The sequence below is a fragment of the Paenibacillus sp. FSL W7-1287 genome (assembly GCF_038004245.1).
GTDB classification, from domain to species: Bacteria; Bacillota; Bacilli; order Paenibacillales; family Paenibacillaceae; genus Pristimantibacillus; species Pristimantibacillus camelliae.
Genome location: NZ_JBBORD010000001.1, coordinates 2360742 through 2383497, shown reverse-complemented (window position 1 = coordinate 2383497; position 22756 = coordinate 2360742). Strand labels below are relative to the sequence as shown.

The 22756-nt window shown below is 41.7% G+C and carries 22 protein-coding genes, 2 pseudogenes and 1 riboswitch; of the genes and pseudogenes, 1 reads left to right on the top strand and 23 read right to left on the bottom strand.

From position 1 onward, the window contains the following. Positions 1-7: 7 nt before the first annotated feature. The 19 genes and pseudogenes from NSQ99_RS10890 to NSQ99_RS10800 all read right to left on the bottom strand — a co-directional run. Positions 8-235, bottom strand: a pseudogene (locus NSQ99_RS10890) (Gfo/Idh/MocA family protein); the annotation flags it as partial. Further along, complete coding sequence (locus NSQ99_RS10885) at positions 219-707, bottom strand: ATP-binding cassette domain-containing protein (RefSeq protein ID WP_340836551.1); 489 nt, start codon at positions 705-707, stop codon at positions 219-221. The pseudogene NSQ99_RS10890 and the gene NSQ99_RS10885, both read right to left, overlap by 17 nt. 146 nt (positions 708-853) lie before the next feature. Next, a complete protein-coding gene (locus NSQ99_RS10880) occupies positions 854-2074 on the bottom strand; it encodes a GTP-binding protein (protein ID WP_340836549.1) in 1221 nt (406 codons plus the stop codon). A 219-nt stretch (positions 2075-2293) separates the two neighbouring features. After that, entirely contained in the window at positions 2294-3493 is a 1200-nt protein-coding gene (gene cntE / locus NSQ99_RS10875; protein ID WP_340836547.1) for a staphylopine family metallophore export MFS transporter CntE, read from the bottom strand. Between the two features lie 25 nt (positions 3494-3518). Next, the gene (locus NSQ99_RS10870; protein ID WP_340836545.1) at positions 3519-4271 is read right to left on the bottom strand and encodes an ABC transporter ATP-binding protein; all 753 of its coding nucleotides are present in this window, start codon (positions 4269-4271) and stop codon (positions 3519-3521) included. Then, positions 4258-5079 (bottom strand): staphylopine uptake ABC transporter ATP-binding protein CntD, encoded by an 822-nt coding sequence (cntD, locus tag NSQ99_RS10865; RefSeq protein WP_340836544.1) that lies wholly within the window; start codon positions 5077-5079, stop codon positions 4258-4260. Before cntD ends, NSQ99_RS10870 begins: the two co-directional genes overlap by 14 nt. A 1-nt stretch (position 5080) precedes the next feature. Then, positions 5081-5974 carry a staphylopine uptake ABC transporter permease subunit CntC gene (gene cntC / locus NSQ99_RS10860; RefSeq protein ID WP_340836543.1) on the bottom strand — a complete coding sequence of 298 codons (894 nt, stop codon included), beginning with the start codon at positions 5972-5974 and terminating at the stop codon, positions 5081-5083. After that, positions 5971-6904 (bottom strand): annotated as a pseudogene (opp1B, locus tag NSQ99_RS10855) (nickel/cobalt ABC transporter permease). Before opp1B ends, cntC begins: the two are co-directional and overlap by 4 nt. A gap of 54 nt (positions 6905-6958) precedes the next feature. Then, on the bottom strand, positions 6959-8599 hold the full coding sequence (gene cntA / locus NSQ99_RS10850) for a staphylopine-dependent metal ABC transporter substrate-binding lipoprotein (protein WP_340836541.1): 1641 nt from the start codon (positions 8597-8599) through the stop codon (positions 6959-6961). A gap of 16 nt (positions 8600-8615) precedes the next feature. Then, on the bottom strand, positions 8616-9911 hold the full coding sequence (locus NSQ99_RS10845) for an opine metallophore biosynthesis dehydrogenase (RefSeq protein WP_340836539.1): 1296 nt from the start codon (positions 9909-9911) through the stop codon (positions 8616-8618). Further along, positions 9904-10455 carry a hypothetical protein gene (locus NSQ99_RS10840; protein ID WP_340836538.1) on the bottom strand — a complete coding sequence of 184 codons (552 nt, stop codon included), beginning with the start codon at positions 10453-10455 and terminating at the stop codon, positions 9904-9906. The genes NSQ99_RS10845 and NSQ99_RS10840 overlap by 8 nt, the downstream gene beginning before the upstream one ends. A 238-nt stretch (positions 10456-10693) precedes the next feature. After that, positions 10694-11578, bottom strand: a complete 885-nt coding sequence (locus tag NSQ99_RS10835; protein WP_340836536.1) for a diaminopimelate epimerase — start codon at positions 11576-11578, stop codon at positions 10694-10696. 362 nt (positions 11579-11940) lie between these two features. Then, positions 11941-12231, bottom strand: a complete 291-nt coding sequence (locus NSQ99_RS10830) for a hypothetical protein (RefSeq protein WP_340836534.1) — start codon at positions 12229-12231, stop codon at positions 11941-11943. Between the two features lie 12 nt (positions 12232-12243). Then, positions 12244-12600: a monovalent cation/H(+) antiporter subunit G gene (mnhG, locus tag NSQ99_RS10825; protein WP_340836533.1), complete on the bottom strand. Its 357-nt coding sequence runs from the start codon at positions 12598-12600 to the stop codon at positions 12244-12246. After that, positions 12587-12883, bottom strand: coding sequence for a Na(+)/H(+) antiporter subunit F1 (locus tag NSQ99_RS10820; RefSeq protein WP_251665328.1), 297 nt, complete (start codon positions 12881-12883; stop codon positions 12587-12589). The genes mnhG and NSQ99_RS10820 overlap by 14 nt, the downstream gene beginning before the upstream one ends. Next, positions 12880-13359: a Na+/H+ antiporter subunit E gene (locus NSQ99_RS10815; protein ID WP_340836530.1), complete on the bottom strand. Its 480-nt coding sequence runs from the start codon at positions 13357-13359 to the stop codon at positions 12880-12882. The genes NSQ99_RS10820 and NSQ99_RS10815 overlap by 4 nt, the downstream gene beginning before the upstream one ends. A 6-nt stretch (positions 13360-13365) precedes the next feature. Beyond that, positions 13366-14850, bottom strand: a complete 1485-nt coding sequence (locus tag NSQ99_RS10810) for a Na+/H+ antiporter subunit D (RefSeq protein WP_340836529.1) — start codon at positions 14848-14850, stop codon at positions 13366-13368. After that, positions 14843-15184 carry a Na(+)/H(+) antiporter subunit C gene (locus NSQ99_RS10805; RefSeq protein WP_251665325.1) on the bottom strand — a complete coding sequence of 114 codons (342 nt, stop codon included), beginning with the start codon at positions 15182-15184 and terminating at the stop codon, positions 14843-14845. The genes NSQ99_RS10810 and NSQ99_RS10805 overlap by 8 nt, the downstream gene beginning before the upstream one ends. A gap of 1 nt (position 15185) precedes the next feature. Continuing rightward, a complete protein-coding gene (locus NSQ99_RS10800) occupies positions 15186-18068 on the bottom strand; it encodes a Na+/H+ antiporter subunit A (RefSeq protein ID WP_340836528.1) in 2883 nt (960 codons plus the stop codon). Between the two features lie 671 nt (positions 18069-18739). After that, positions 18740-18892, top strand: a riboswitch (cyclic di-AMP (ydaO/yuaA leader). A 122-nt stretch (positions 18893-19014) separates the two neighbouring features. Here NSQ99_RS10800 and NSQ99_RS10795 point away from each other — a divergent pair. Further along, positions 19015-19449: a hypothetical protein gene (locus tag NSQ99_RS10795; protein ID WP_340836527.1), complete on the top strand. Its 435-nt coding sequence runs from the start codon at positions 19015-19017 to the stop codon at positions 19447-19449. 124 nt (positions 19450-19573) lie between these two features. On the opposite strand, the gene NSQ99_RS10790 is transcribed toward NSQ99_RS10795, so the two are convergent. From NSQ99_RS10790 to NSQ99_RS10775, 4 genes are all read right to left on the bottom strand, one after another. Continuing rightward, positions 19574-20302, bottom strand: coding sequence for a hypothetical protein (locus NSQ99_RS10790; protein WP_340836526.1), 729 nt, complete (start codon positions 20300-20302; stop codon positions 19574-19576). Continuing rightward, entirely contained in the window at positions 20299-21012 is a 714-nt protein-coding gene (locus tag NSQ99_RS10785; RefSeq protein WP_340836525.1) for a fluoroquinolone export ABC transporter permease subunit, read from the bottom strand. Before NSQ99_RS10785 ends, NSQ99_RS10790 begins: the two co-directional genes overlap by 4 nt. Beyond that, the gene (locus NSQ99_RS10780; protein WP_340836524.1) at positions 21009-21863 is read right to left on the bottom strand and encodes an ABC transporter ATP-binding protein; all 855 of its coding nucleotides are present in this window, start codon (positions 21861-21863) and stop codon (positions 21009-21011) included. The genes NSQ99_RS10785 and NSQ99_RS10780 overlap by 4 nt, the downstream gene beginning before the upstream one ends. A 189-nt stretch (positions 21864-22052) precedes the next feature. Next, positions 22053-22640 carry a hypothetical protein gene (locus tag NSQ99_RS10775; RefSeq protein ID WP_340836523.1) on the bottom strand — a complete coding sequence of 196 codons (588 nt, stop codon included), beginning with the start codon at positions 22638-22640 and terminating at the stop codon, positions 22053-22055. Positions 22641-22756: the final 116 nt, after the last annotated feature.

Genomic DNA, 22756 nt, shown 5'->3' with positions numbered 1-22756 from the left:
ATTTGCTTTACTTCACGTTAGCCCAAGGCTGTGTCTCAGATTCTATGGTTTCTCCTGTAGCTACGGCCCGCTCTATTAACATCCCTAAATAATGATCTTGTGAAGCTTCTGCAAGACTATAGAAAGACGGACCACCAGAAGCGTAATCAGCCATTTTCACAAGACAGCTTGCGATAGCAATTTCATCATCGTAAAGTCTTGCAGGCATAAATGGATTCTCATACACCCAGCGTTCTCAAAGCCATAATCCCTATGAGCAGCTTCGGGTTATGAATAATTGCTATTCCGAGTCCTAAGCGCTGCTTCATACCCATTGAGAAATTCTTTACTCTCTTCTTAGCCGAATGCTCAAGACCTATAATTTGAAGTACTTCTTCAATCCTTGTTTTAGGAAGACCATAATTGGTACAAGCCACATTCAGGTTTTCCCTTGCAGTTAAATTAGGGTAGATGGTCGGATGCTCTATTAGTGCCCCTATGTTCCTTAGATCTTGTCCAGTCCACAGATGATCCTCAATATAGATGTCTCCTGAGGTCGGTTTCATTATCCCTGTAATCATTTTTAATAGTGTTGATTTTCCTGCTCCATTTGGTCCTAGTAATCCATAAACTGAATTCTTTCGAATACGTAATGAAACATGATTTACAGCAATTTGATTGTTGAACTTTTTAGTTAGATCCTTAACTTCTAAGGCATAATCTGACATTCTAATTACCTCCATTATCATCATAGCTTTCTTTGATAGGTTAAGAATAAAAGGTAATTATAAGGAATTCATAAGGATCTGTAGAAATAAAAAAAGCCTTGCTGTGCAAGACTAATCTTATAATTAACTCCTTTCCTAATCTACATCTAGTTAGCAAGCTGCTGCTCCATTTGTACATCCAAGTAATTCGGAAACTCGTCATGGAACTGAGCCCAATTCGCGATTAGTTCATTATCAGTTAGCAGGCATTGATCTAGTTCATGAGAGATCGCCAAGCGATCCAGAGCAAGGCCGATAAACACAATCTTATTTACTCTATCGCCATATCGTTCATCCCAGGACTCAGCTAGAGACGGATCCTCCAATAGCACTTCCTTCAGCTCTGCTTCTGGTAGTGCTGCAGCCCATTTACCTGCTGGTCCGAATTGGATGGAAGGTCCAGCCTGGCTAATGCTCTGTGCCATATCGTTGCGTGTGGCGAGCCATACAATCCCTTTGGCACGTACGATCTCTTCCGGCCATTCACGCATCCAGTTCATTAATCGTTCCGGATGGAAAGGTCGTGTTCGCTCATAAACAAAAGAGGAGATTCCGTACTCCTCGGTCTCGGGAGTATGATGCTCCTTCGCCATTTCAAGCATCCAGCCTGCTGATTGACTTGCTTCTACAAAATCGAACAAACCGGTATTCAAAATCTCGGCCGGATCTACCTGCCCACGATTAGAACGGATGAATTTGGCACGCGGCTGCAAGCTTCGAAGAACGGTTTCTAGCTCATCTAGCTCCTTCTCATCAACTAGATCGCATTTATTCAGTATTAGAATATCACAGAACTCGATCTGATCAATTAGTAGATCAACCACCTCCCTGACATCATCCTCTGCGACCTCCTGCTTCCGGTCAAGCAATGTGTCGCCGGAGGAAAAATCGCTCCAGAAACGATAGGCATCCACAACGGTAACCATACAATCAAGCCTGCAAAACTTGGTCAGATCTATTCCCTGCTCCTCATCGATATAGGAGAAGGTTTGGGCAACAGGTACAGGCTCACCTACACCCGTTGATTCAATCAAAATATAATCAAAGCGCTGTTCTAAGGCCAATCTTTCTACTTCTCGAAGCAAATCTTCACGAAGCGTGCAGCAAATGCAGCCATTCGACATTTCGACCAGCTTCTCATCGGTACGTGACAGACCCCCGCCTCCCTGAATCAAATCAGCATCTATATTGACCTCGCTCAGATCATTTACAATGACTGCGACTCTCATGCCTTCCCTGTTATTCAGAATATGGTTAAGAATTGTTGTTTTTCCTGCTCCCAAATATCCACTTAGAACAGTTACAGGCAGCTTTTTATCAATATTCATTAGTACACACCTCTTATTTTTTATTCATTTACTCATGTTATGGGCAAATCGTAATGATTACCATTATTAATAGTAATAATTACGATTAAAAAAGTCAATGAATTTATACCGTAGATCGACCTAATGGTTTAATTAACAAGTGATCAATAAGTAACTTAATAGGTTCTGGCTCATATTAAAGTTGAATGTTTGCAACTACAATAACGCTTAAAATACTCGTTAGTTATCCAAAGCTGCCGCACCCGATAATTTGCCTTGTCGGTCATAGGAGCAAACTATCACAAGTGCACTGAGAATTGCACAAATCAAATACATAACGGAATACGAGGTCAGGTCCGCCAACGGACCCATTGCCGCGCTGCCAAGAGAAACTCCCAAATCTGCCATCGCGATAAATAAGCCTAAAAGCACATTACGGCTTGTCTTAGGAAGTACGAAGGACAAATAGGTTGTTAACGTGGGATAGAGCAGTGCTTGAGAGATCCCCATTAATCCTGCGCTGGAATAAAACAGGATTGCTCCGCCACGGACAAAGCCGCTTATGCATACACCAAGCGACGAAGCGGCTGCAAGGAGTAAAATAGTCATAACAAAACCAGAGTGCCACTTACCTTCGGAAGGAATTTTTTTTCTTAATAAGAATCGAGCTGCGACAAGGGTACTCGCCTGTATCGTAAGGAAGGCAGCCGCGCTGAAGTTAATCGTAGACGCATATAAAGGAATGAAGGTGGTAACTGCTCCAAATACGATGGATACGATAAGCATGATGATACTGCATCTGAATAAATAAGGATTACGGTACAGATTGCTGAAGGATTGAAAAAAAGTTTCTTTCTCTCCCTCCGATTTGGGGTCAGATTCCCGAGAATCGCTAATTTGTATACTGAAACCTGCAACTCCTGTTAGGATGACAATGGCTACAATGGTCCACGTGAAATAAGTCATTTCCCCGTTTTGCCATATTCCGACCGCCAATAGAGGACCTATGACATTTGGAATGGAAGCAAATAGAGAATACAATGATACTCCTTGGGATCTCTCCTTTTCGGGCAATGCATCGATTATGCCAAGCTGAAGAGCCATCGAGAAGAAGGCCGTACATGCCCCCTGCAGAACACGAGCTATGAAATAACCCTGCAGACCCGTAAACGTATAGAGGAGAAGCGCCAATCCGTTAATCAAAATGATAGCACGCAGCACCTGAACAGGCCCCTTTTGCCGAATAATATGGCCCGCCCACGGTCGGAAAAACATCGTTGTAAATAAATACGCACCCATAATGATCCCGATTTCGCTGTTGCTTGCTCCCATTGAATCGCCTTTTAGTGGAATAAGAACGTTTAAAATTGCATTCGCGCAAAAATATAAAATTGTTAGACCATATAATCGTAGAAACGGCCATGACAAAGCACCTTTCAAGGCAACTGCTCCTTCCCTGAATCCGTTAGGCAATAACCATTTGCAGCATCTTCTTTGCATATGGGGATTGAACGTTCGTTAATTGATTAGAGCTCACAAATTCTTCAATCTGACCGTCTCTCATGAACATAATTCTATCGCAAATAAAAGCGGCCGCCTGAATATCATGTGTGATAAAAATATAGCCTAACTTATTGACTTCCTTCAGTTTCTTTAGCAATTCCAGTACTTGCATTTGAACGGAGCTATCCAAAGAGCTTATTGCTTCATCCAATAAAATGCATGGCGCTTCCGTAGCAACGGCTCTCGCGATACACACTCTCTGGATTTGACCACCCGACAACTCGTGCGGATACTTGGTGCGGCAATGCGGATCCAAGCCTACATTTTGCAAGAGTCGGTCAACTTTAGCATGATTTTCTCGTCGGCTGCTTGCATCCCTGTTAAGGGAGTTTAGCGATTCCATAATAGCCTGTTCGACCGTGAAATATGGATTAATTGATGAAGTATAATCTTGAAATACAGCGCTAATCTCTCTTCTGCCAGCGCGTTTACCTCCTACTCTATTACCCTTTAACAAGATCGAACCACGCTCAGGCTTCTCAATTCCTAGCAATAATCTTCCCAGCGTCGATTTGCCGCATCCGCTCTCTCCAACGATGCCCAGGCATTCTCCTTGTTCGTATTGAAAGCTGACGGTTTTTATTACCTGCTGTCTTTCTCGCGAGAACAAGCCGCCTTTTTTATAAGACTTATCCACGCGATCAACGATTAACATAGAGAGGACCTCCCGTAACCATCTTATAATGCTCATTAAGTGTTGTGTGCGAAGAAATTAGAAACCGCGTATACTCATGCTTCGGAGCGGAGAACAAGACTGAGGTTTCCCCACGCTCGACAATATTTCCCTTTCTCATGACAAGCACATCATCTGCCAGCTTTCTGACGATTCCAAGATCATGAGAAACAAAGATCATGGCTCCCCCCATATTCTCCCGCAATCGGACGAACTGTTCCATCACCTCGTATTTGGAGACAGTATCTAGCGCCGAGGTTGGTTCATCCGCAATAATAATATCTGGCTCTAATACGAGCGCCAAACTAATCATTATTCTTTGAAGCATTCCTCCTGATAGCTGATGAGGATACTTGTTCATGATCTCAATAGGGTCTTTCAGTCTTACCATCAACATAGCCTGTTTCATCTTTTCGACGGTTTCGCTGCGGCTCCAGCCAAAATGGTGAACCAGCGTTTCCATCAAGTGAACGCCAATTACGCTTGTGGGGTCAAAAGCTCGCATCCCGTTTTGAAGTATCAAGAATAGCTGCTTTCCCCTTCTTCTCCTCATCTCCTCTTCGGTTAACTGATCTAAACGAACTCCTTTAAATAAAATGTCCCCAGATTGGCGAATCATTTTTTTGTTCAGCTTCATGATAGCTTTGCATGTAAGAGACTTTCCGCTTCCACTTTCGCCGACGATTGCCAAACAACTTCCCGGATTAAGCTCAAATGAACTATTCGGGACTAATACATTTCCCGAAATATCATCCCAAATTCGTAAATTTGATACTTGTAAAATACTCATATCAGGCCACCTCTTTTCCTTGTAGATTAGCCGTTTGGATTATTCCTTTTAATTGTTTCTTCTTTCCTTTAGATCTTAATTTAGGATCGAAGGCAACTTGAAGTGCATCGGTGAAAAAATTAACAGCGGAAACAAATAGGATGGTGGTTATCCCTGGAGCCAGCATTAATTCCGGTCTTGAAAACATGACTTCCCTTGCCTCATTCAACATCATCCCCCACTCCGCGTGAGGAGCTTGAACGCCTAAACCAAGAAACGAAAAGCCTGACAATTGCAGGATCATGGAGCTGAATGCGCTGCTGGACGTAACGGCAATGACTGGAAGCGACACTGGTACGATATGCCTCCATATAATTTGTAAGCTTCCTACCCCTAGTGTTTTAGAGAACATCACGTACTCCGCACTGGAAAATTGCATAACAGAAGTTCGGATGATACGAGCGAACCACGACCACTTCATAAGTACGAAGGCTAAAAGTATATTTTGGAGTCCCACTCCGAAAATACCGATAATTGCGAGCGTCATTACATACCCTGGGAATGAAAGCATAATATCGCAAATCCTCATCAATATGGCATCTATTTTCCCTTTATAATATCCCGCTATAAACCCGATCACTGTGCCTATCCCTACTGAGATGGTAAGTGTGGCTAGTACCCATAAGACACTGGGACGAATTCCATAGATTAACCGGGATAGAACACAGCGGCCCAAATGATCGTTGCCAAGCAGGTATTCCCAAGAGGCAGAGGCAAATCTCAACTCCATATGAACCTCTTCCGGATCATTTGGAGCAATCCAATGCGCGAATATCCCAGCCAGCAACGTGCTTGTAATAATGAAGAAGGACAGCAAAGCGAGCCTATCTTGAAAAAGAATACCTACCCGTTTCATAGGTCATTTCCCCTTAATTTAGGATTTATAATTGCATTGATAATATCGGAGAACGTATTGACCACAACGAAAGTAGCCGCCAATACCAGCACGTAGGCTTGTATAATAGGAAAGTCTCTGCTTAGAATCGATTTGACGCTAAGCATGCCGAGTCCAGGCCAAGCAAATATATTCTCGATAACGACTGTGCCCTAGAATGATTGGGATAGCCATACAGAATACCGAGACGGCTACCTGTAAGGAATTTCTCAACAGACGTTTCGTAATTCGACCTTCAGGCAACCCGCATGCTCTACCGAATAGCACATAATCTTCATTAAGATTCGTAAGCATTTCACTTCTTACGATTCGAAAATAGAGTCCAGCGTAGCTTATCGTGATGACGCTAACGGGTAAAATATAACTTTGGAAGGTTTCCTTTCCGTTTGTCGGAAGCCAATCGAGTTTTACTGAAAAGTACCAGACTAACAGAGCTGCCAGCAAGTAGGAAGGCATGGAAGTCAAGAAAAACGCTGCCCCTCTTACAGATTTGTCTAGCCATTTTCCTTCTGTTAACGCACAAACAATGCCTAATCCAATCGATACAGCGATAACGGCAACTACCGAAAGGATCGTGAGCTCAAGCGTGTTCAAGAAGGCAGGCCCAAGCATGGACCATACCGGTTTACCCGTGACATACGAGTTGCCGAAATCTAGCTGAAGGCACGAGAATAACCAATCCAAATATCGGGTAAGGAATGGTTGATCCATTCCAAGAGCCGTTCTTGTCTCTGTTAGCAGCTCATCCGTAATCCGGGGAACGCCTTGCGCATGAAGCACGACTTCGGCCGGATCCATTGGGGAGAGTGAGTTTAGAACAAACGTTAGAAATGAGATAAAGATCAGCAACGGTATTGCGAGCAATGTTCTCCGGAATATATACGCAACCATGACATTCTCCTTTGCTAGATGTAGAAAGAGAGATTCCTTTTCTACTAACTTTTATTATTCAAAGTTCATTCTCTCGAACGGCAGCTCAAACTGCGTTTGCTTAAAGGAGATGTCCTTTAATGATGTTGGAGCGACGATGGTTACGTTACCGTTGGTAATGGGAATAAAAATGGCTTCATCATGAACGATCGTTAAAATATCCTTATAGTGCAATTCGCGAGTCGCTTCATCAGAGGAAATCATAACCTCTTCGATCTTTTTGTAAAGTGCGTCCGCTTTGGCGATTCCGCTTGTCGCATGATAGTATGCCGCTTCTGATGTGAAGGAAGCAATTGTGCTCTGAGGGTCATAGGCTAGCCCCCATGTTTGATTAAACAGCAAATCATACTCGCCCGTTGCTCTTCGATTCGCGATAGAGGTGGACTCCTCTCCAACTAACTCCAATTGAATGCCAATCTTCTTTAAGGTGTTCTGAAGCAGCTCCGCCTCTGATTTCTGGGAGAAAGAACTGATATCGTAATAAAGCCCCATGATTAATGCATTTCCATTTTTCTTTCTAATCTCATCTCCTGTCTGCAAGGTCCAGCCCGCTTCGTCTAGCAGCTTCTTAGCTGTATCCAAGTCATATGCTCTCTTTTCCAAATCGATATCGGCATAATTAACGTTGGATGAAAACAAGGCTTCGGCAGGCAATTCCTTACCGTTAAAAAGCTCTCTGCTGATTGTTTCTCTGTCAATGGAATGCCAAATTGCTTCACGAACAGCCTTATCGGCCGCTGGACTGTCCGTTCTACTGCTGTTGGCTACAATTATTTTAGTATTCATGGGAGCGCTACGGACAATTTGGTATTTTCCGCTGTCGGCGAGTGTATTCATCGCCTCGACATCAATACTGTCTGTTCCCCGATCATCCGTAAATACGAAGTTGACTTCCCCTTTCTGTAAAGCGAGGAAGGTAGTCTCTCCAGCCGGAAGTACTTTCGCCATTATCTTATGTATGCGAGGCACGCCATTCCAATAATGCTCATTCGCTACGAAGGTAGCATATTGATCAGTCTTATGCTCGGTTAATTGATAAGGCCCTGTACCGTTATAACCGTTAACGCCATCTTTCGTCTCACCGTTAATAAAATCGTTAGGTGAAAGGAAAACATAAGGCCTGGTCATGGATAGCTCAAGCAAGGTTGGATAATAAGGCTCTGATAATATCAACTGCACGGTATGCTCATCTATAACCTTCGTTTCTAGGAGTTTGGTAGACAGCTTGATCCAAGCATGCTTGGATGCGTTATTTTGCACGGCATCAATGTTTTTCTTTACGGCTTCCGCGTTAAAAGGAGCCCCGTCATGGAAGGTTACGTTCTTCCGTAGATGAAATGTGTAGATTTTTCCGTCTTCAGAGATTTCCCACGATTCCGCTAGTAGAGGTTTTATCCCGTCTTCCGTGTTCTCAAGTAAGGATTCATATACGATTCCTTGAGCCGGCATCGACCCAGTATATAGATGAGGGTTCATATCGTTGATATCTTTAGCCGTTGCATAGATCAGTTCCAGATCCGGCGTGGCAGTTTTTTTACCATTCTCATTAGTTGAGCTGCTGTTGCCGTTAGGACCTTTGGAACTGCACCCAGCTAACAAGGCCATCGCCACTATCAAAATCAACAGAGTCAATCGAATCGTTCTATTCTTAAACATGTTGTGTCCTCCTCGTCTATTTGTTCACAAATTTTTGGCCAATCTGACGCCAGTCCTCTTCAAAGCTTTGAATATTAAATGATTTAGCCAGTCGCTCTCCTTTTAAGTTCTTCAAACACTTTAATATTTTGCTTTCATAGGTCGCTATAAATTTATCAAGCGTCGGCGTACCGGTTCCTATCATTCTTGCTATGCCTTGAATCATCTTCACACGATAATAGTCCTCATTAGGCATGCGGGGGATATCCCACTCCCCTTCCTTATTCACAAAAATTTGGCGGATAGGAACGGCAGAGAAATCGAAATATCTCCCTTTTTCGTCAGGTTCAGAAAACGGATCAATTAATAAGGAAGCATACCGGACGTACAATAAATATTCTTGGTGAATGGGAGGAAAGCTAGTGAAATGATCGATATCATGACGGGATAAGCTTTCGGGGCGTACTGGATAATTATCATCTGTCATAAATTTGAGCAGATTGACCGCGCTTATGTTCATTTTCTCTAGCATGAATGAAATCTCTTTCCAATAGGAACGCATATCTCGTATGAGTTGCATAGTGATAGGACCTTCTGGATAAAGCTTGTAAACATATTTCTTTGCCTCTTCCTCCTTAAAAACAATGCTTAACGAAAAATCATTCATGAACAGTGGCGGGTGCACGTATAGGGAAATGTTTCTCGACTCCGCTTCGATCGGAGAATCCAAGACTTGTAGGGTGATCCCTAATCGTGTATACAATTCACAAAGCTTTCCAAGGTTAACTGACGATGATTGCGAAGAGCCTACATAAAGTTTTTTCTTAACTCCGGTTGTCTTCACTTGATTGGACGGTATTCCATCCATCCAGCGCGTATCACCCAAGTATGTAGAGAAGCTGATCACTTCGATATTAGGTTGTATTTCTCTTAAATAATGTCTCACCAGATTATTAGATCCAAGCGTAGGAGAGATTAAAACCACGCACTTTAATATACTCATAACCTGATCATCGATTTGCTGGAGTGCCTCTATGTAAGCATCTGTGGTAACCGCCAATACAACCGTATCCCAAACTCCCGTAACCGTCGCATAGTCATGAAAAACTTGATCAAGCTGACAACGCCCTTCCATCTGGCGATGTGTATCATTTTGTACAACAACTTGGACTTCGCGATCATTGTCATTTAGTACAGAGAAAAAAGAAGTGGAACGAACTGAACTACGGCCTGCGATTCCGACCTTGCTCTTTAGATAAACCTTCAGCAATAAAGCAATTTGTATGCTGACTGGTCCCGTCCCCAGAATTAATACACGGTTAAAATTATCCATGGCGCACTCCTATCTGCGTACTTGACAAAGCCTTTTTATAAAAACCAACATCAAATACGTGCTTAGGATGAATGATCGTATCGATGAGCTTCCACTTTCGGTGATCGGTCTCTTGCTTCGGATAATTAAATAAGGATTTTACTTGATTGCCGTACCTCATCGCCACAACCACTTGCTCATTTGTCAAGGCATGCAACTGGTCTAGTAATTCATATTTAAGGGCCACTGTTGAACTAAAGATGATATGGGTTAACTCCATTGTATCCCCGAGCTGCGTAAGAAATTTATTTTCCAAACGGATCTTCAAACCTTCTCCCAGTCTATCGATCACTTTTCTGCCCAATTCTACGGCTTCCGCGTCAATATCGATGCCAATCACTTCTGCTCCGGTTTGTTTCGCTATATAGAGCGGAGTCATTGGAAACGAACCCGAACCTACTAATAAGATCTTGGAGTCTGATTGAATGTTGAATCCTTCGAATTCCTCTTTTATAGCAGACTGGATATTATGGAAATAATCGGTTTCGTCTACTTGGTTGTTCAACAGTCTGAGCGCTCGATACTTCTCCATGATCGCTACACACCGAGCAGAGGTTTCTCTTAACTCATTCACAAGTGTTATAAATTCGTTAGTGGGTTGTTGCTCTAGTTGTTTCCAGTCCATCTGATTGTTGTTATCGATTATGAAGGCGGAGTAATCATTAATTGTCTGCTCTAGTTCCGAGCTATTATTTAGAGCCTCCTCTCTTGACGATACTAACGCCGAAAACCTACTGTGAAAGTCAACTAAGCATTGCTGAAGTCTGGTGGCTGTCTGCACGATGCTCACTCCCTTCGAATTCGATAAAAGCTTTGCCTTGTGCTACAATTCCCGAAACACCCTGGATAACTAGGCTGGCTAGCTCTTGATTGTTGCTAACGGCCGAAACGCTAATCGTTCCACCGGGCTGTGCAATTGAAGCCGTAATTGTCCCCTTGTTCTTCCAGTGCAAATAGGCACCTATTGAAGCTGTTCCTGATCCGCAACCTTTCTCCCAAATCATGCTGCCTAACTCGGGAAGATAAATAAGCGGTGACATCGTGTTGGATGCTGATACGAACAACATTATCCCGATCAAATGAGTACCTTGTATTACACCGAGCAGTTTTGCCAGCCCTTCCGCTATTTCCCTCCACTCCGGACTGATGGAATCTACTTCCAATACAATATGGAAAAAGCTATCATACCTTACTATTCCAATGCTTAAATCTAACCCCTCATATGTAATAGATTGTTGTTCCACCTTGATCGGAAGTGGCATTGTCACCTGACAGGAATATCTTTCGTTAACTTTGTTCACGCAGCACGCTACCAACTGCTCCACCCCCGAGCATTCCAATGAGATCTTCATCTGAACGTTTGGTTGAAGTCCGTTTTCGACAGCTAAAAAAGTGGCCATAGCCATACACGCATTTCCGCAAAATTCACCTCCCGCCATTTGCAGGCATGCGTCCGCTCCTTTTTTGCTCGGGCTACGAATAAAACCAACTTGTTCGGCGTACACGTTGTCATAGGACATTAATCGTGAAGCAATCGGTAGGTATTCATTCGCTTGATGAATTGTCTTTACAAGAATAGTCATATTTTGTGTGGGGTTGACTTTTACAAAATCGATCTCCTGCCTCATCTCATCATTCCCTTTGCTTTAATCGTAATTATTACGATATCGGTACATACAACTACTAAACGGCCGTACTTACTAGTCGATATGTTAATCGTAATCATTACGATAAGAGAATAACATCCATCTGTCAATCCTGTCAATTCATTCCTGAAAATATAATTTATTAAAACGTTCATTTAATAAATTATCCTATTGATCTACCAAACTTATATCCTCAAACCTTGAAGTAACCGCAGAGTATAGGGAAAGGATAAAAGTTCTTGTCTAGAGCAATAGACAAGAACTTTTTCGGAAAAATAAAAAACCTCGCTAAGCGAGGTTTTACGTATTTTAGCTGATTCAATAATTTCGATATAAGATCCCTTCTATTGCAAACTTCGTAGAAACTTGAACTCTTCTATAAACATCGACGGATCTGTTTTTACCATATAAGAATGAACACCTTGGTTCGTATGCAAATACAAAAAGCCTTCGTCACCACTTATAATTTTGTAAGACAGGTCGTACACATTATATAGCGAATACTCACGATGACGTGAAACAATTTTTGATTCGAACAAGTACAGCTCATGTTGATGGACTGTAATTTGTTGCCTTTGGTTTGTGATGGCACGTTCGATAATGACATATGGTTGAACAGCAATAGCTCTAGTCATAAATGTTCTCCTTTATTCAGTGCTAGGTGCTTCACTTTTTTTCTTATGAAGATCATCACGAACACTGTTTCTCCAAAGCGCTACTCCACTGCGGTAGGCTGCACGACCATTCAAATGTCCTGCTACTGGCGAGGTAATGAATACAAATACAATCCCGAGCAAAAGCTTGATGCTTATGTGATCCAGCACAAGCCAAAAATATAGGAATGCACCTAAAAGAACACAAAGCACGCCGAGTGTCGCACTCTTCGTTGCTGCATGCGAACGCAGATAAACATCTGGCAAACGAACAAGCCCGAAAGCACCTAGAGCGCAAAATATAGCGCCAAATAAAACGATTCCTACGACAGCATATTCAATGATTATCATTCATCTCATCCCCACTCTCTAGGACAATGCCTCTTTCGATATATCTCGCTAACGCTACTGTTCCGATAAACGTTAATATACCTAGAACGAGAATGACATCAAAGTAGGCTTGTGTTTGAAATTTCAAGCTCACAACTGCGATTAACGCAAGAGTACATATACCCAACGTATCGAGTGAGGCGATCCGATCGGATAATGAAGGACCACGCAGCAAGCGATATATACAACCAAGCAAAGCAATTGCTAATAGTGCAAGTGCTGTTGTCAGCATCCCGTCAATCATGCACGTCTCACCTCCAGAATGGCTGTCTCAAACGTATTTCTAATTTGTTCAATATGCTCCTCTACATCTTTGATATCCATCGCATGAATATAAAGATACCTATTATCCCGAGATACCTCCAACGTCAACGTCCCTGGAGTCAGACTAATTAAGCAAGCAAGCAATGTAACCTCCCAATCGGTTTCAAGCTCTGTTGTATATGCAAATATTCCTGGTCGGAAGCTTAGCTTAGGTGAGACTGTCTGCCGAGCAACCGTAAAACTAGAAAGCAATAATTCTTTATTAAATAACAGGAACAAGCGAATCATTGCCCATACTTTCCTCATATAAAATGGTCTTGAGAAAAAGCGACGGAACGCGCCTACGATTAGCAAGCCAAGCACATAGCCAACAGTCAAGCCGCCAAGTGTCCAGTCGTTTTGTAAAAACATCCAGATGAAAGTCAACATAAGGTTAAGTAATATTTGAATAGCCATCTCCATCTACTCCTTCATTACGGCATGAATGTATAAATCTGGCTCTGCAATAACATGACCAGCTTGAGCAACAAATTCGTATACCCATTCAGCGTTAACACCTAGAAATACTACTAGAGCAAATACCGCTAATATGGTGCCGTTTAACAATTTGGATCGAGGAGGTACGGTAGTACGTGGTTCTTGATCAAGCTCAGATCCCCAGAATGCTTGCTTAAACACAACAATGAGTGAGTAAAGTATGAAAAAGCTAGATATTAAGCCGATCGCTGCTAGTACGAATGCTTGCTCCTGAAATGCGCTGCGTATGAGCATCACCTTTCCAGGAAAACCACTTAACGGTGGAATTCCTACTAGAGCAAGCGTTGTCCCTAGAAACAGCCAGCCGATCAATGGATAACGATCAATTAAACCTCTTATCTCTAATAACTTTTCCGTTCCAACTGCAGTAATGAGCATGCCGCCTAATATGAAAAGCAGAACCTTCGCCAGCATATCATGCATGAGATAAAAAACGACACCATCCCAGGCTGCCTGCGTTGCAATGGCTAAGCCAAGGCCAATGAAGCCAATACCTATGACAACCTGATAGTTCAGAATACTCGATACATTTCGATAGGCTATGGCACCAATACTGCCGAGCACCATCGTAGCGCCCGCCATCCAGCCAAGCCATGTATGGGTAACTGCAGGATCATGGTAAAAGATTAAGCTGAATGTACGAACAAGGGCATATACACCAACCTTTGTAAGCAAAGCTGCAAACAATGCACGAATCGCAGCAGGCGGAGCGGCATATGAGCCTGGTAACCAAAAAAACAAGAAAAGGCCAGCTTTTAGCGAGAAAACAATCATCAGTAATATCGCAATGACGTTTAGCATGCCCCCTTGCCCCGCCTCAGCTACTCGCTGCGACAAATGGGCCATGTTTAGCGTACCGAGAGCACCATAGAGATAGGCCACCGCAGTTACGAATAGTGCTGACGATAAAATATTGACTAGCATATATTTGATTGACTCGCGCAGCTGACGCTTGCTTCCTCCAAGCACGATTAGCGCATAGGATGAAATGAGCATGACCTCAAAGCATACAAATAAATTAAATAAATCTCCAGTCAAAAATGAGCCGTATACGCCAGCAAGCAAAAATTGAAGCAAGGGATAAAAATACATACGTTCTCTTTCTTCACCAATACTACTAAATGAATAAAATATACAAGCAGCGCCTACTACTGAAGCTGTTAGTATGAGCAGCCCAGCAAACATATCTGCTACAAATACAATCCCGTATGGAGGGATCCAGCCTCCCATATACAGCGTTTGAATGCCATCGCTTTGAATCTGGCCAACGAGTATAACGGCAATAACAATATTAAGCAGTGCACTTATGCCGCTAATCGAGCGTTGGACAGCAACTTGTTTGCGGAGGAAAACCAATATAATCGCGCTCAATAACGGAAGCAGTAAAGGCAGTACAATCAAATTATTCATTCTCGTCTCCCCCTCTCAGCTTCTCCAAGTCGTCCGTTCCTAGTGTCTGATTAGCACGGTAAGCAAGTACAAGAAAGAAAGCCGTTACACCAAAATTAATAACGATCGAAGTTAAGATCAGTGCTTGAGGCAACGGATCGGTATAACTCATCGTATCCTCACTGATTAAAGGAGCGGAGCCCCTTTTCAATCCTGCCATGTTCATTATTAACAAATGAACACCATGTGTTAGCAGGGAGGTTCCAAGTATAATGCGTAGTACACTACGAGACAAAATAAGGTAGACAGCAACAGCAAAAAGCAAGCCTGTCGTGATCGCCATAACCAATTCCATCTTAACGCTCCCTCCCTACTGACAATATTATTGTCAAGGTTACACCTATGACAGACAGATACACACCAAGGTCAAAGATAACAGCCGTTGCAAGCTCCGTTTCTCCTAATATGGGCAGCTGGAAATGTCCAAATGAATGACTTAAGAAAGGAGCTTTGAATAAAAAGGAACCTGCTCCTGTAAGAACAGCAATGAGTAAACCGATCCCCGTCATTGTTCGGTAATTGACAGGCAGTACTCGCTTGACAGCATCCATACCGAAGGCAATAGCAAACAATATGATGGCTGCTGCAGTCAGCAATCCACCAATAAAGCCTCCGCCTGGCGCATTATGTCCAGCAAAGAACAAATTAATCGAAAACAGAACAATGATAAAAATAATGATCCGTGCAGCAGTCATCAGGATGACATCATTGCTGTTAAATGGACGCTTCCCGTCAAAACTTGCCAGTCTATTCGTATCCAGATTGGACGCTTGCTCCCTGCTATCCTCAGCTCGAAGCTTTACTAAGGCGTATATTCCTAACGAAGCAATACCTAATACAACCACTTCGAGCATCGTGTCGAAGCCTCTAAAATCTACGAGGATAACGTTAACCATATTTTTGCCCCCGGCTAGATGATAGCTCTCCTTGATAAAATAATCGGAGATGGATTTGATATCGTGACCACTGCTAACGCCAAGCGCAATGAACGTAACGACGATGCCTACAGCAGCAGCAATCAAGGCATTGGTCATCTTGAAACTTATTTTTACATTTTCCTTCTTCAGCTTAGGTAAATGCTTAAAGCACAACAAGAAGAGAACGACAGACACTGTTTCAACAATAAGCTGCGTTAATGCCAAATCTGGCGCTCGGAACAGTACGAACAGCAATGTCACCATATATCCAACAGCACCTGTTAGCAAAATCGATGCAATTCGATTTTGAGACAGAGGTACAGCTAACGCTGCCAAGCCAAGTGCTACAATTGCAGCAAGCTCATAGCCATCAATCGGTGCATGATCACTAAAGTCTAGCGTGTAAACCGGTAGAGCTAGCATCGTAGTACTAAGTGCAATCACGAAAAGCATAAAAATGTAGATCAAATATTGGCGAATCGATCCGTTCATATATAACGAAGTCAGTTTCTCGGAAGCATACTCACTACCTTCAAGAGTCTTGTCATATAGTCGGTTCAGGGTAAAGCGCGCTTTCTCGCCACTGCCTGAAAGAACCCAGCCTCGCTTTTTGTATAGGATGACCAGTAAAGCCCCAATCGCGATTAGCGCTGCTGTCATCCATACCTCTGTCGTCCATCCATGCCACATTCGAATATGGATATGAAAATGCTCTCCCGGTGTAAGTAAATGAGGATGTACAGAAGTCATCGCAGGCTCGATCAACCAAGTTGCAGGAAGAGCTGGAAATAGACCAATAGCAAGTGCAAGTGACGCTAGAACTGTCGGAGATACGAGTAAGCCAATGCTCGCTTCATGCGGCTTAATATGGTAACGCTCCTTGTCATATTTCCCACCAAATGTACGGACTAATAGAATGATGCTATACATGAAGGTGAATACACTTGCAATCCAAGCCAATACAGGAATCAAAACTCCCCAGCTTTCCAAGCTCCACATATTCAATTCTCTTATATTCAGCACGGAGGTAAAAAACATTTCCTTACTCAGAAATCCACCAAATGGCGGTAAGCCAGCCATGGAGAATGCACCGATAGACGCAATGGTAAACGTAACAGGCATTATGCGAATTAATCCGCCTAGTTTTCGTAAATCACGCGTTCCAGTCTCATGATCTACAATTCCAACTACCATAAATAAGGCACCCTTAAACACGGCATGGTTGAATAAATGGAATAATCCCGCTGTTGTGGCCTGAGCAAAGAATAAAGCAAGCGCAGTATTGGTTTGCAAGCCTGCTGCAGAGCCAAGTCCCAGCAAGCACATAATTAATCCCAACTGACTAATCGTCGAGTAAGCGAGTAGTGCCTTTAAGTCAGTTTGTCTTATCGCCTTCATCGATCCGTATATTAGCGTTATTAGACCACCGATCGAAACAATCCAGAACCATTGGGCCTGCATAGCAAATATCGGACTGCATCGAGCAACAAGGTACAAGCCTGCTTTCACCATCGTAGCTGAATGCAAATAAGCACTTACTGGAGTAGGAGCTTCCATAGCATCTGGCAGCCATATATGGAAAGGAAACTGCGCTGACTTGGTGAAGGCTCCAAGCAGCACTAGTATCAGTGCTGGTACGATGAGCGAGTGCCCTGTAATGCTATCTACCTGAGATATAATCTCACGGATACTAAATGTTCCCGTCATGACATAAAGCAGAATAAATCCTGCAAACATCGCCAGGCCACCAAACACAGTAATTAGCATGGATTTTAATGCTCCATACTGCGATCTTTCTCGCTCATACCAGTACGCGATTAGTAAAAAGGACGCGATACTGGTTATCTCCCAGAAAGCATATAGAACAAGTAAATTATCAGAAAGAACAACACCAAGCATTGCCCCCATGAACAGGAGAAGATATGCATAGAAACGCTGCTGGTCTTTTTTCTCTTCATCAAGATAATAAATCGAGTACAGAACAACAAGTAAGCCGATACCGCTGATTAAAAGCGCAAACAATAAAGATAAGCCATCCAAATAAAATGTAATCGTAATGTCAAGACTCGAAATCCACGACGCTGCATGGATGATTGGAGCTTCCTGAACTTGCGGAATATGCGACAAAAAAAATACAAAAAGCAGTATTGGAACCGGCAAGGCCAGCCACCCTCTATGCATACTTTCAAGAAACTTGCGACTGACTAGCAGCACCGCAGAGAATAAAAAAGGTATGAAAACAGCAATATGTAGTAAAAACAATCAAGTTCCTCCTTCTTTCATTCTATTTTTCATCATTCCCATTTCGATGCAAACAAATCGCTAGATCATGGAGAACATAAAAAAAACGCAAAAAGAGCCCGCTGTGTGCAGGCTCCTCCAGGGTCTTACTCATATGATATTGTAAGTGCAGTATATTCGCGAAATAAAAACGACCAACATATGTTAAAATTTAATTTAACGTATTCTCAGTCATTTGTAAAGCAAAATTCAAGTTTCTACTTGAAGCAGTTTGGCAACGATTATGTATAGTTACCTTCGGATCTGGTCACACTGTTGATAAAAACGTACGGAGGAGATCTTTTGCCAAGCCGTCAAATTATCACCTGTTCTATTATATTTCTCGCCATACTAATCTCAGGTTTTTGGCTCAATAATGCTAGCCATGAACAAACAAATTCGCATTTACTTTTTGCAAAATGGATAAATGACGTTAATGTATCAGAAGGTCAAAGTATAAACTCATCCGCATCTTATTACCCTAGAGAATATGTTCGTATTTTGCCCAGAAACGACGATTTCACGGAATTCAGCCCTACTCTACCATAGCAACATATAACACAAATTCCCCTAAAGTAGGTTATGCTCAACAATATTTCGGAAGATCTCTTTACTTTTGGCTTATAATATTTTAGTATGAGTTACGATAAATCAATATATCACTGCTTAATCCTCCTTTAGGGAGGAGCGGGGGAACCATAGAAGCATGAACTGCTTCAGGGGTGAATTCTTTCTGAATCCAGAAAGAACGGGTACTCTCAGACCCGAATCCGACAGCTAACCTCGTCAGCGTAATGAGAGAGCCTTCATGCATTTTTGGGTTTGTTATGACACATCCAAAAGCTTGGTAGCGGACTTCTCTGCTTCCAAGCTTTTTTGATTGCCCAGTACAAACAAAACAATGAATATCCAACAAAGGAGTATAGCAATGACGAGCGGTGAAAAAATTATGGTATGCGTTAGTCACGTTGCAAATGGTGAGCAACTAATCCACCGTGGAGGTGAATTGTCGAAATTACTTCAATGTCCCTTATATGTACTAAGTGTTAGTTATGGCGAAGATAATCAAGCAAAGTCAAATAATGATTTAATTTGGAAAAGCAAAAGTGATGAATGGGGAGCAAAGCTACTGGTCCAATCCAACGAAAACAAAAAAACATGTGAAGTTATAGCTGAAACTGCCAAGCGATATAACATTACACAATTGATTATCGGTCAATCCCCGCAAACTCGTTGGCAGGAAATTATGAACGGTTCTATCGTGAATGAATTGCTATATCGACTTAACGAGGTCGACATACATATCGTTTCACTTCATCGTTCCTATCAATTGGAACAGAAAGGGAATCGTCAGGCTTTATAGATTTTCGTATTTCACAAAATTGGAATATAATATACAATAGTGCAATTGCCTTAGTTCGAGCTTCTATCGGGCTAAGGCAACTGCATTTTGTGCAGTACGAACTGCTGTTTTATACGTATGGCTTCTAGTCTGCTCTTCTAATAAACAATCGAATGATCATTATGAGTAAGGCAATATGAACCATAAATCCAATGATAAAATTGTAGATTGCAGCGAACGTTTCACCTTTAGACCCCTCTAAAAATATTTTTGCGGGCCAAAAAGTCGGAATCCATACCGCTACCCATTGCCACACATCTGGAACAAAGAAAATAACGATGGGTCCAGCGATAAATACAATTGCACCTATTTTGTATAAGGCTAATCCCTCAACTTTATTTGCAGAGAAAGCTGCCACTAGCATTGCAAAGCATGGTGCTTCGATGACCAATAAGACGAGCATCAGTAAATATTCGATGTGAAACTCAGTGAGTCCAGAATATACTAAAAACATTACTGACCATATAGCGCTTATCACGATAGGTAATATCAATCTGTATACTAAGTAACCTTTTCTCATAAGTGGGGTTACTGCAAAATAGGAGATTATATTCTCATCTCGTTCATCCAACATTAATAATCCAGTCATAATCCCTAACAGCATTGGTATGGTGACAATAAACAAAGCTGTAGTAAAGTCTCTATATGGATTTAGATCAAAGGAGTAACTTGTCTCTAACCAATGAGCTGTCATTGGAAATCCAAAACGAGTGAGTATGATTAAGATCAAAGGACCTAAAAATCCAACGATTAATACGGGGTCAGTTCCTGCGTGTCGGATATCGTTCATTAATAGCACTTGGTACTTTTTCATAATCCATCTCTCCCCTCTCCTATTTTCCCCAGCACATATTTCTTATAAGAGTAGCTAGCCCAGACATAGATCCCATAATTCCATATGAGCAGAATAAAAAGAGAATATCCAATTTGTACAGTTGTCAAATCAGAGATGGCGGATTCCAATAGAAGTAACGTCCCTTCCGTTGGAAGAAGAAGGTAAAGCTTAGTATTCCAGATGTCAAAAAAACCGAGCAATGGAAGTGCTAAAGGTAATGCATAGACTTGAGACATCATGATAAAGCCGTTAATCGTATGGTAACGAACGACAACACTGATTGATAATAACGTCATTAAACTCGAAGTTAACACAACGCCAACTGAAAACAGTACAGGTGACTTCGGAATTCCGATTGAAGTTAGATGAATCACCCAAGCTGCTATTAAAGATAAACATGATAAAGAAGCTACTTTCGCAAACAAATAATCTCGAGTTCGCATAGGTGTAACAAAAAGAGGGTCATGTATTCCTTGATCTCGCTCAAGAAGTAAAATTCCTCCAGCTAAAATCAACCCCAATGCACTTGGATCACTAAAGGTTAATAATATAACACTCTTGTGCAGATACGCTTCCGGAATATAGTTCAGTAGGAGCCAATAACAAGCACATACAAAGGCATATGCAAAATAAAAGCCATGACGCCACTGGAATCTGAAATCAAAAGCAAAAGCAGTAATGAATCTCATATTAGCCTTCTCCCTGTCACTTCAATAAAGATCTGCTCAAGTGAAGCCTCTTGAGAATGAATCGTCTCTATGGAGTACTCTTTGATCAGATTTAGAAATGTATGATTTTCTCCTATTCCTTGCTGGGGAAATGCTGCACTCATTAATTCCCCCTCATTCCGATATTCGACAACAATTCTTTGTTTACCCTTACGAAGTTTAAGCTCCCGAGGGGAGTCAATTAGCTTAATTTGTCCATCTACGATAAAAGCGACACGATCGCATAATTCCTCAGCTGCTTGCATGTTATGCGTTGTGATTAATACCGTTTTACCTTCTTTCCTTTTTTCTAGAATTAACTCCTTCATCCGCTGGGCATTGACGGGATCCAAACCTGAGGTTGGTTCATCAAGGAAGAGGATATCTGGGTTATTTAAGAGTGCACGGCAAAAATTCAATCGCATTTTCATTCCTTTGGACAATTGAGAAACCTTCATATTTGTTGCCTGATCTAAGCCGACCTGCTCAAGTAACGTTTTTGGGTTTTCAGTACGACCAGCATAGAGTGAACCAAAGAATTTTAAGTTCTCTAACACAGAAAACTTGGAATAAAAGTTTGGAAACTCAAACGCTACTCCTATTCGTTCATAGTAGTTAGGGCCGATATCTTTAATCTCTTTATCCATCACTTTGACACTGCCTTGATATCCCTTCAGTATACCGATCAATATTTTTTGCGTTGTACTTTTCCCTGCTCCTGATGGGCCCAAAAACCCGAAAACTTCCCCCTTTTGAATATTAAAACTCATACCATGAATCGTCGGCTCTAGTCTTCCCGGATAAGTAAAGTTAAGGTTCTGTACATCAATCATTAATATCCCCCCGTTTTAAAGACAAAAAGAGCCCGCTGTGTGCAGGCTCCTCCAGTTAAACCAATGTTCAGTTTTATAGTTTCAACTTATCACGTCTGGTTGATTTTTACAATATTTTTTTGTTGCTCATTTCAAGCTCTTTCTATATTATTTCATCGCTTAATTAATTCATAGTTGTTTATCTGTTAATCATTCATCTGAAATTACTGATTCGGCGATTTCAACTAGTATATCCGCTGTAACTTGATTTTCTATACGAGTGTCTATCGCAAGCCAATATTGCCAACCATTTTTCTCAAAGACTAGAATGTTAAATCCTCCATTAAACATAGATCCTCCCCCATACAATATTCTTTTAGTAGTAAAGTAAATTGCATGGCTACCGTCACTTAGTTTATATAATTTCTTATTTCTTTTAAACTTTGTGATATTTATTCTCTGTTCAATTGGTCTTATATCGATCATATAATGGTACTCCCCGTGTGCTTCGTGGAGATATTCGATATTAAGTTCGTCATTATGGTTATTCTTATCCTTTATACATCTTCCTAAGTGATGAGTAAATTGTACCGGTGGTAATTTAATTGGCAAGTGAAGTTCTCGTTGATTATGTATTTCACATTCCTTTAATGCTTCTTCAACTGATTTAAATCCGATTTCGAGATAAGGCTTTTCAAATGGAGGAATATCAGTTTGTGTGTTATCTGTTGCATGCACATAGATATTGGCGGTGAAAAAACTGAATATGAGTAAATAGACAAGGTAAGCTCGCTTCATGTACCAGTAACACACCTTCTTATAGACGTAGTATGTAAAGATGAGTTATATTGTTACCAAAAAAGATAAAATCAACCAACGACGAAAATGTTCATATTTCCAATTTGACTCGCTGA

Coding starts and splice junctions, on each gene's coding strand:
- NSQ99_RS10885 (WP_340836551.1), bottom strand. CDS start 707: ATGTCAGATTATGCCTTAGAAGTTAAGGATCTAACTAAAAAGTTCAAC.
- NSQ99_RS10880 (WP_340836549.1), bottom strand. CDS start 2,074: ATGAATATTGATAAAAAGCTGCCTGTAACTGTTCTAAGTGGATATTTG.
- NSQ99_RS10870 (WP_340836545.1), bottom strand. CDS start 4,271: ATGTTAATCGTTGATCGCGTGGATAAGTCTTATAAAAAAGGCGGCTTG.
- cntD (WP_340836544.1), bottom strand. CDS start 5,079: ATGAGTATTTTACAAGTATCAAATTTACGAATTTGGGATGATATTTCG.
- cntC (WP_340836543.1), bottom strand. CDS start 5,974: ATGAAACGGGTAGGTATTCTTTTTCAAGATAGGCTCGCTTTGCTGTCC.
- cntA (WP_340836541.1), bottom strand. CDS start 8,599: ATGTTTAAGAATAGAACGATTCGATTGACTCTGTTGATTTTGATAGTG.
- NSQ99_RS10845 (WP_340836539.1), bottom strand. CDS start 9,911: ATGGATAATTTTAACCGTGTATTAATTCTGGGGACGGGACCAGTCAGC.
- NSQ99_RS10835 (WP_340836536.1), bottom strand. CDS start 11,578: ATGAGGCAGGAGATCGATTTTGTAAAAGTCAACCCCACACAAAATATG.
- NSQ99_RS10830 (WP_340836534.1), bottom strand. CDS start 12,231: ATGACTAGAGCTATTGCTGTTCAACCATATGTCATTATCGAACGTGCC.
- mnhG (WP_340836533.1), bottom strand. CDS start 12,600: ATGATAATCATTGAATATGCTGTCGTAGGAATCGTTTTATTTGGCGCT.
- NSQ99_RS10820 (WP_251665328.1), bottom strand. CDS start 12,883: ATGATTGACGGGATGCTGACAACAGCACTTGCACTATTAGCAATTGCT.
- NSQ99_RS10815 (WP_340836530.1), bottom strand. CDS start 13,359: ATGGCTATTCAAATATTACTTAACCTTATGTTGACTTTCATCTGGATG.
- NSQ99_RS10810 (WP_340836529.1), bottom strand. CDS start 14,850: ATGAATAATTTGATTGTACTGCCTTTACTGCTTCCGTTATTGAGCGCG.
- NSQ99_RS10805 (WP_251665325.1), bottom strand. CDS start 15,184: ATGGAATTGGTTATGGCGATCACGACAGGCTTGCTTTTTGCTGTTGCT.
- NSQ99_RS10795 (WP_340836527.1), top strand. CDS start 19,015: ATGACGAGCGGTGAAAAAATTATGGTATGCGTTAGTCACGTTGCAAAT.
- NSQ99_RS10790 (WP_340836526.1), bottom strand. CDS start 20,302: ATGAAAAAGTACCAAGTGCTATTAATGAACGATATCCGACACGCAGGA.
- NSQ99_RS10785 (WP_340836525.1), bottom strand. CDS start 21,012: ATGAGATTCATTACTGCTTTTGCTTTTGATTTCAGATTCCAGTGGCGT.
- NSQ99_RS10780 (WP_340836524.1), bottom strand. CDS start 21,863: ATGATTGATGTACAGAACCTTAACTTTACTTATCCGGGAAGACTAGAG.
- NSQ99_RS10775 (WP_340836523.1), bottom strand. CDS start 22,640: ATGAAGCGAGCTTACCTTGTCTATTTACTCATATTCAGTTTTTTCACC.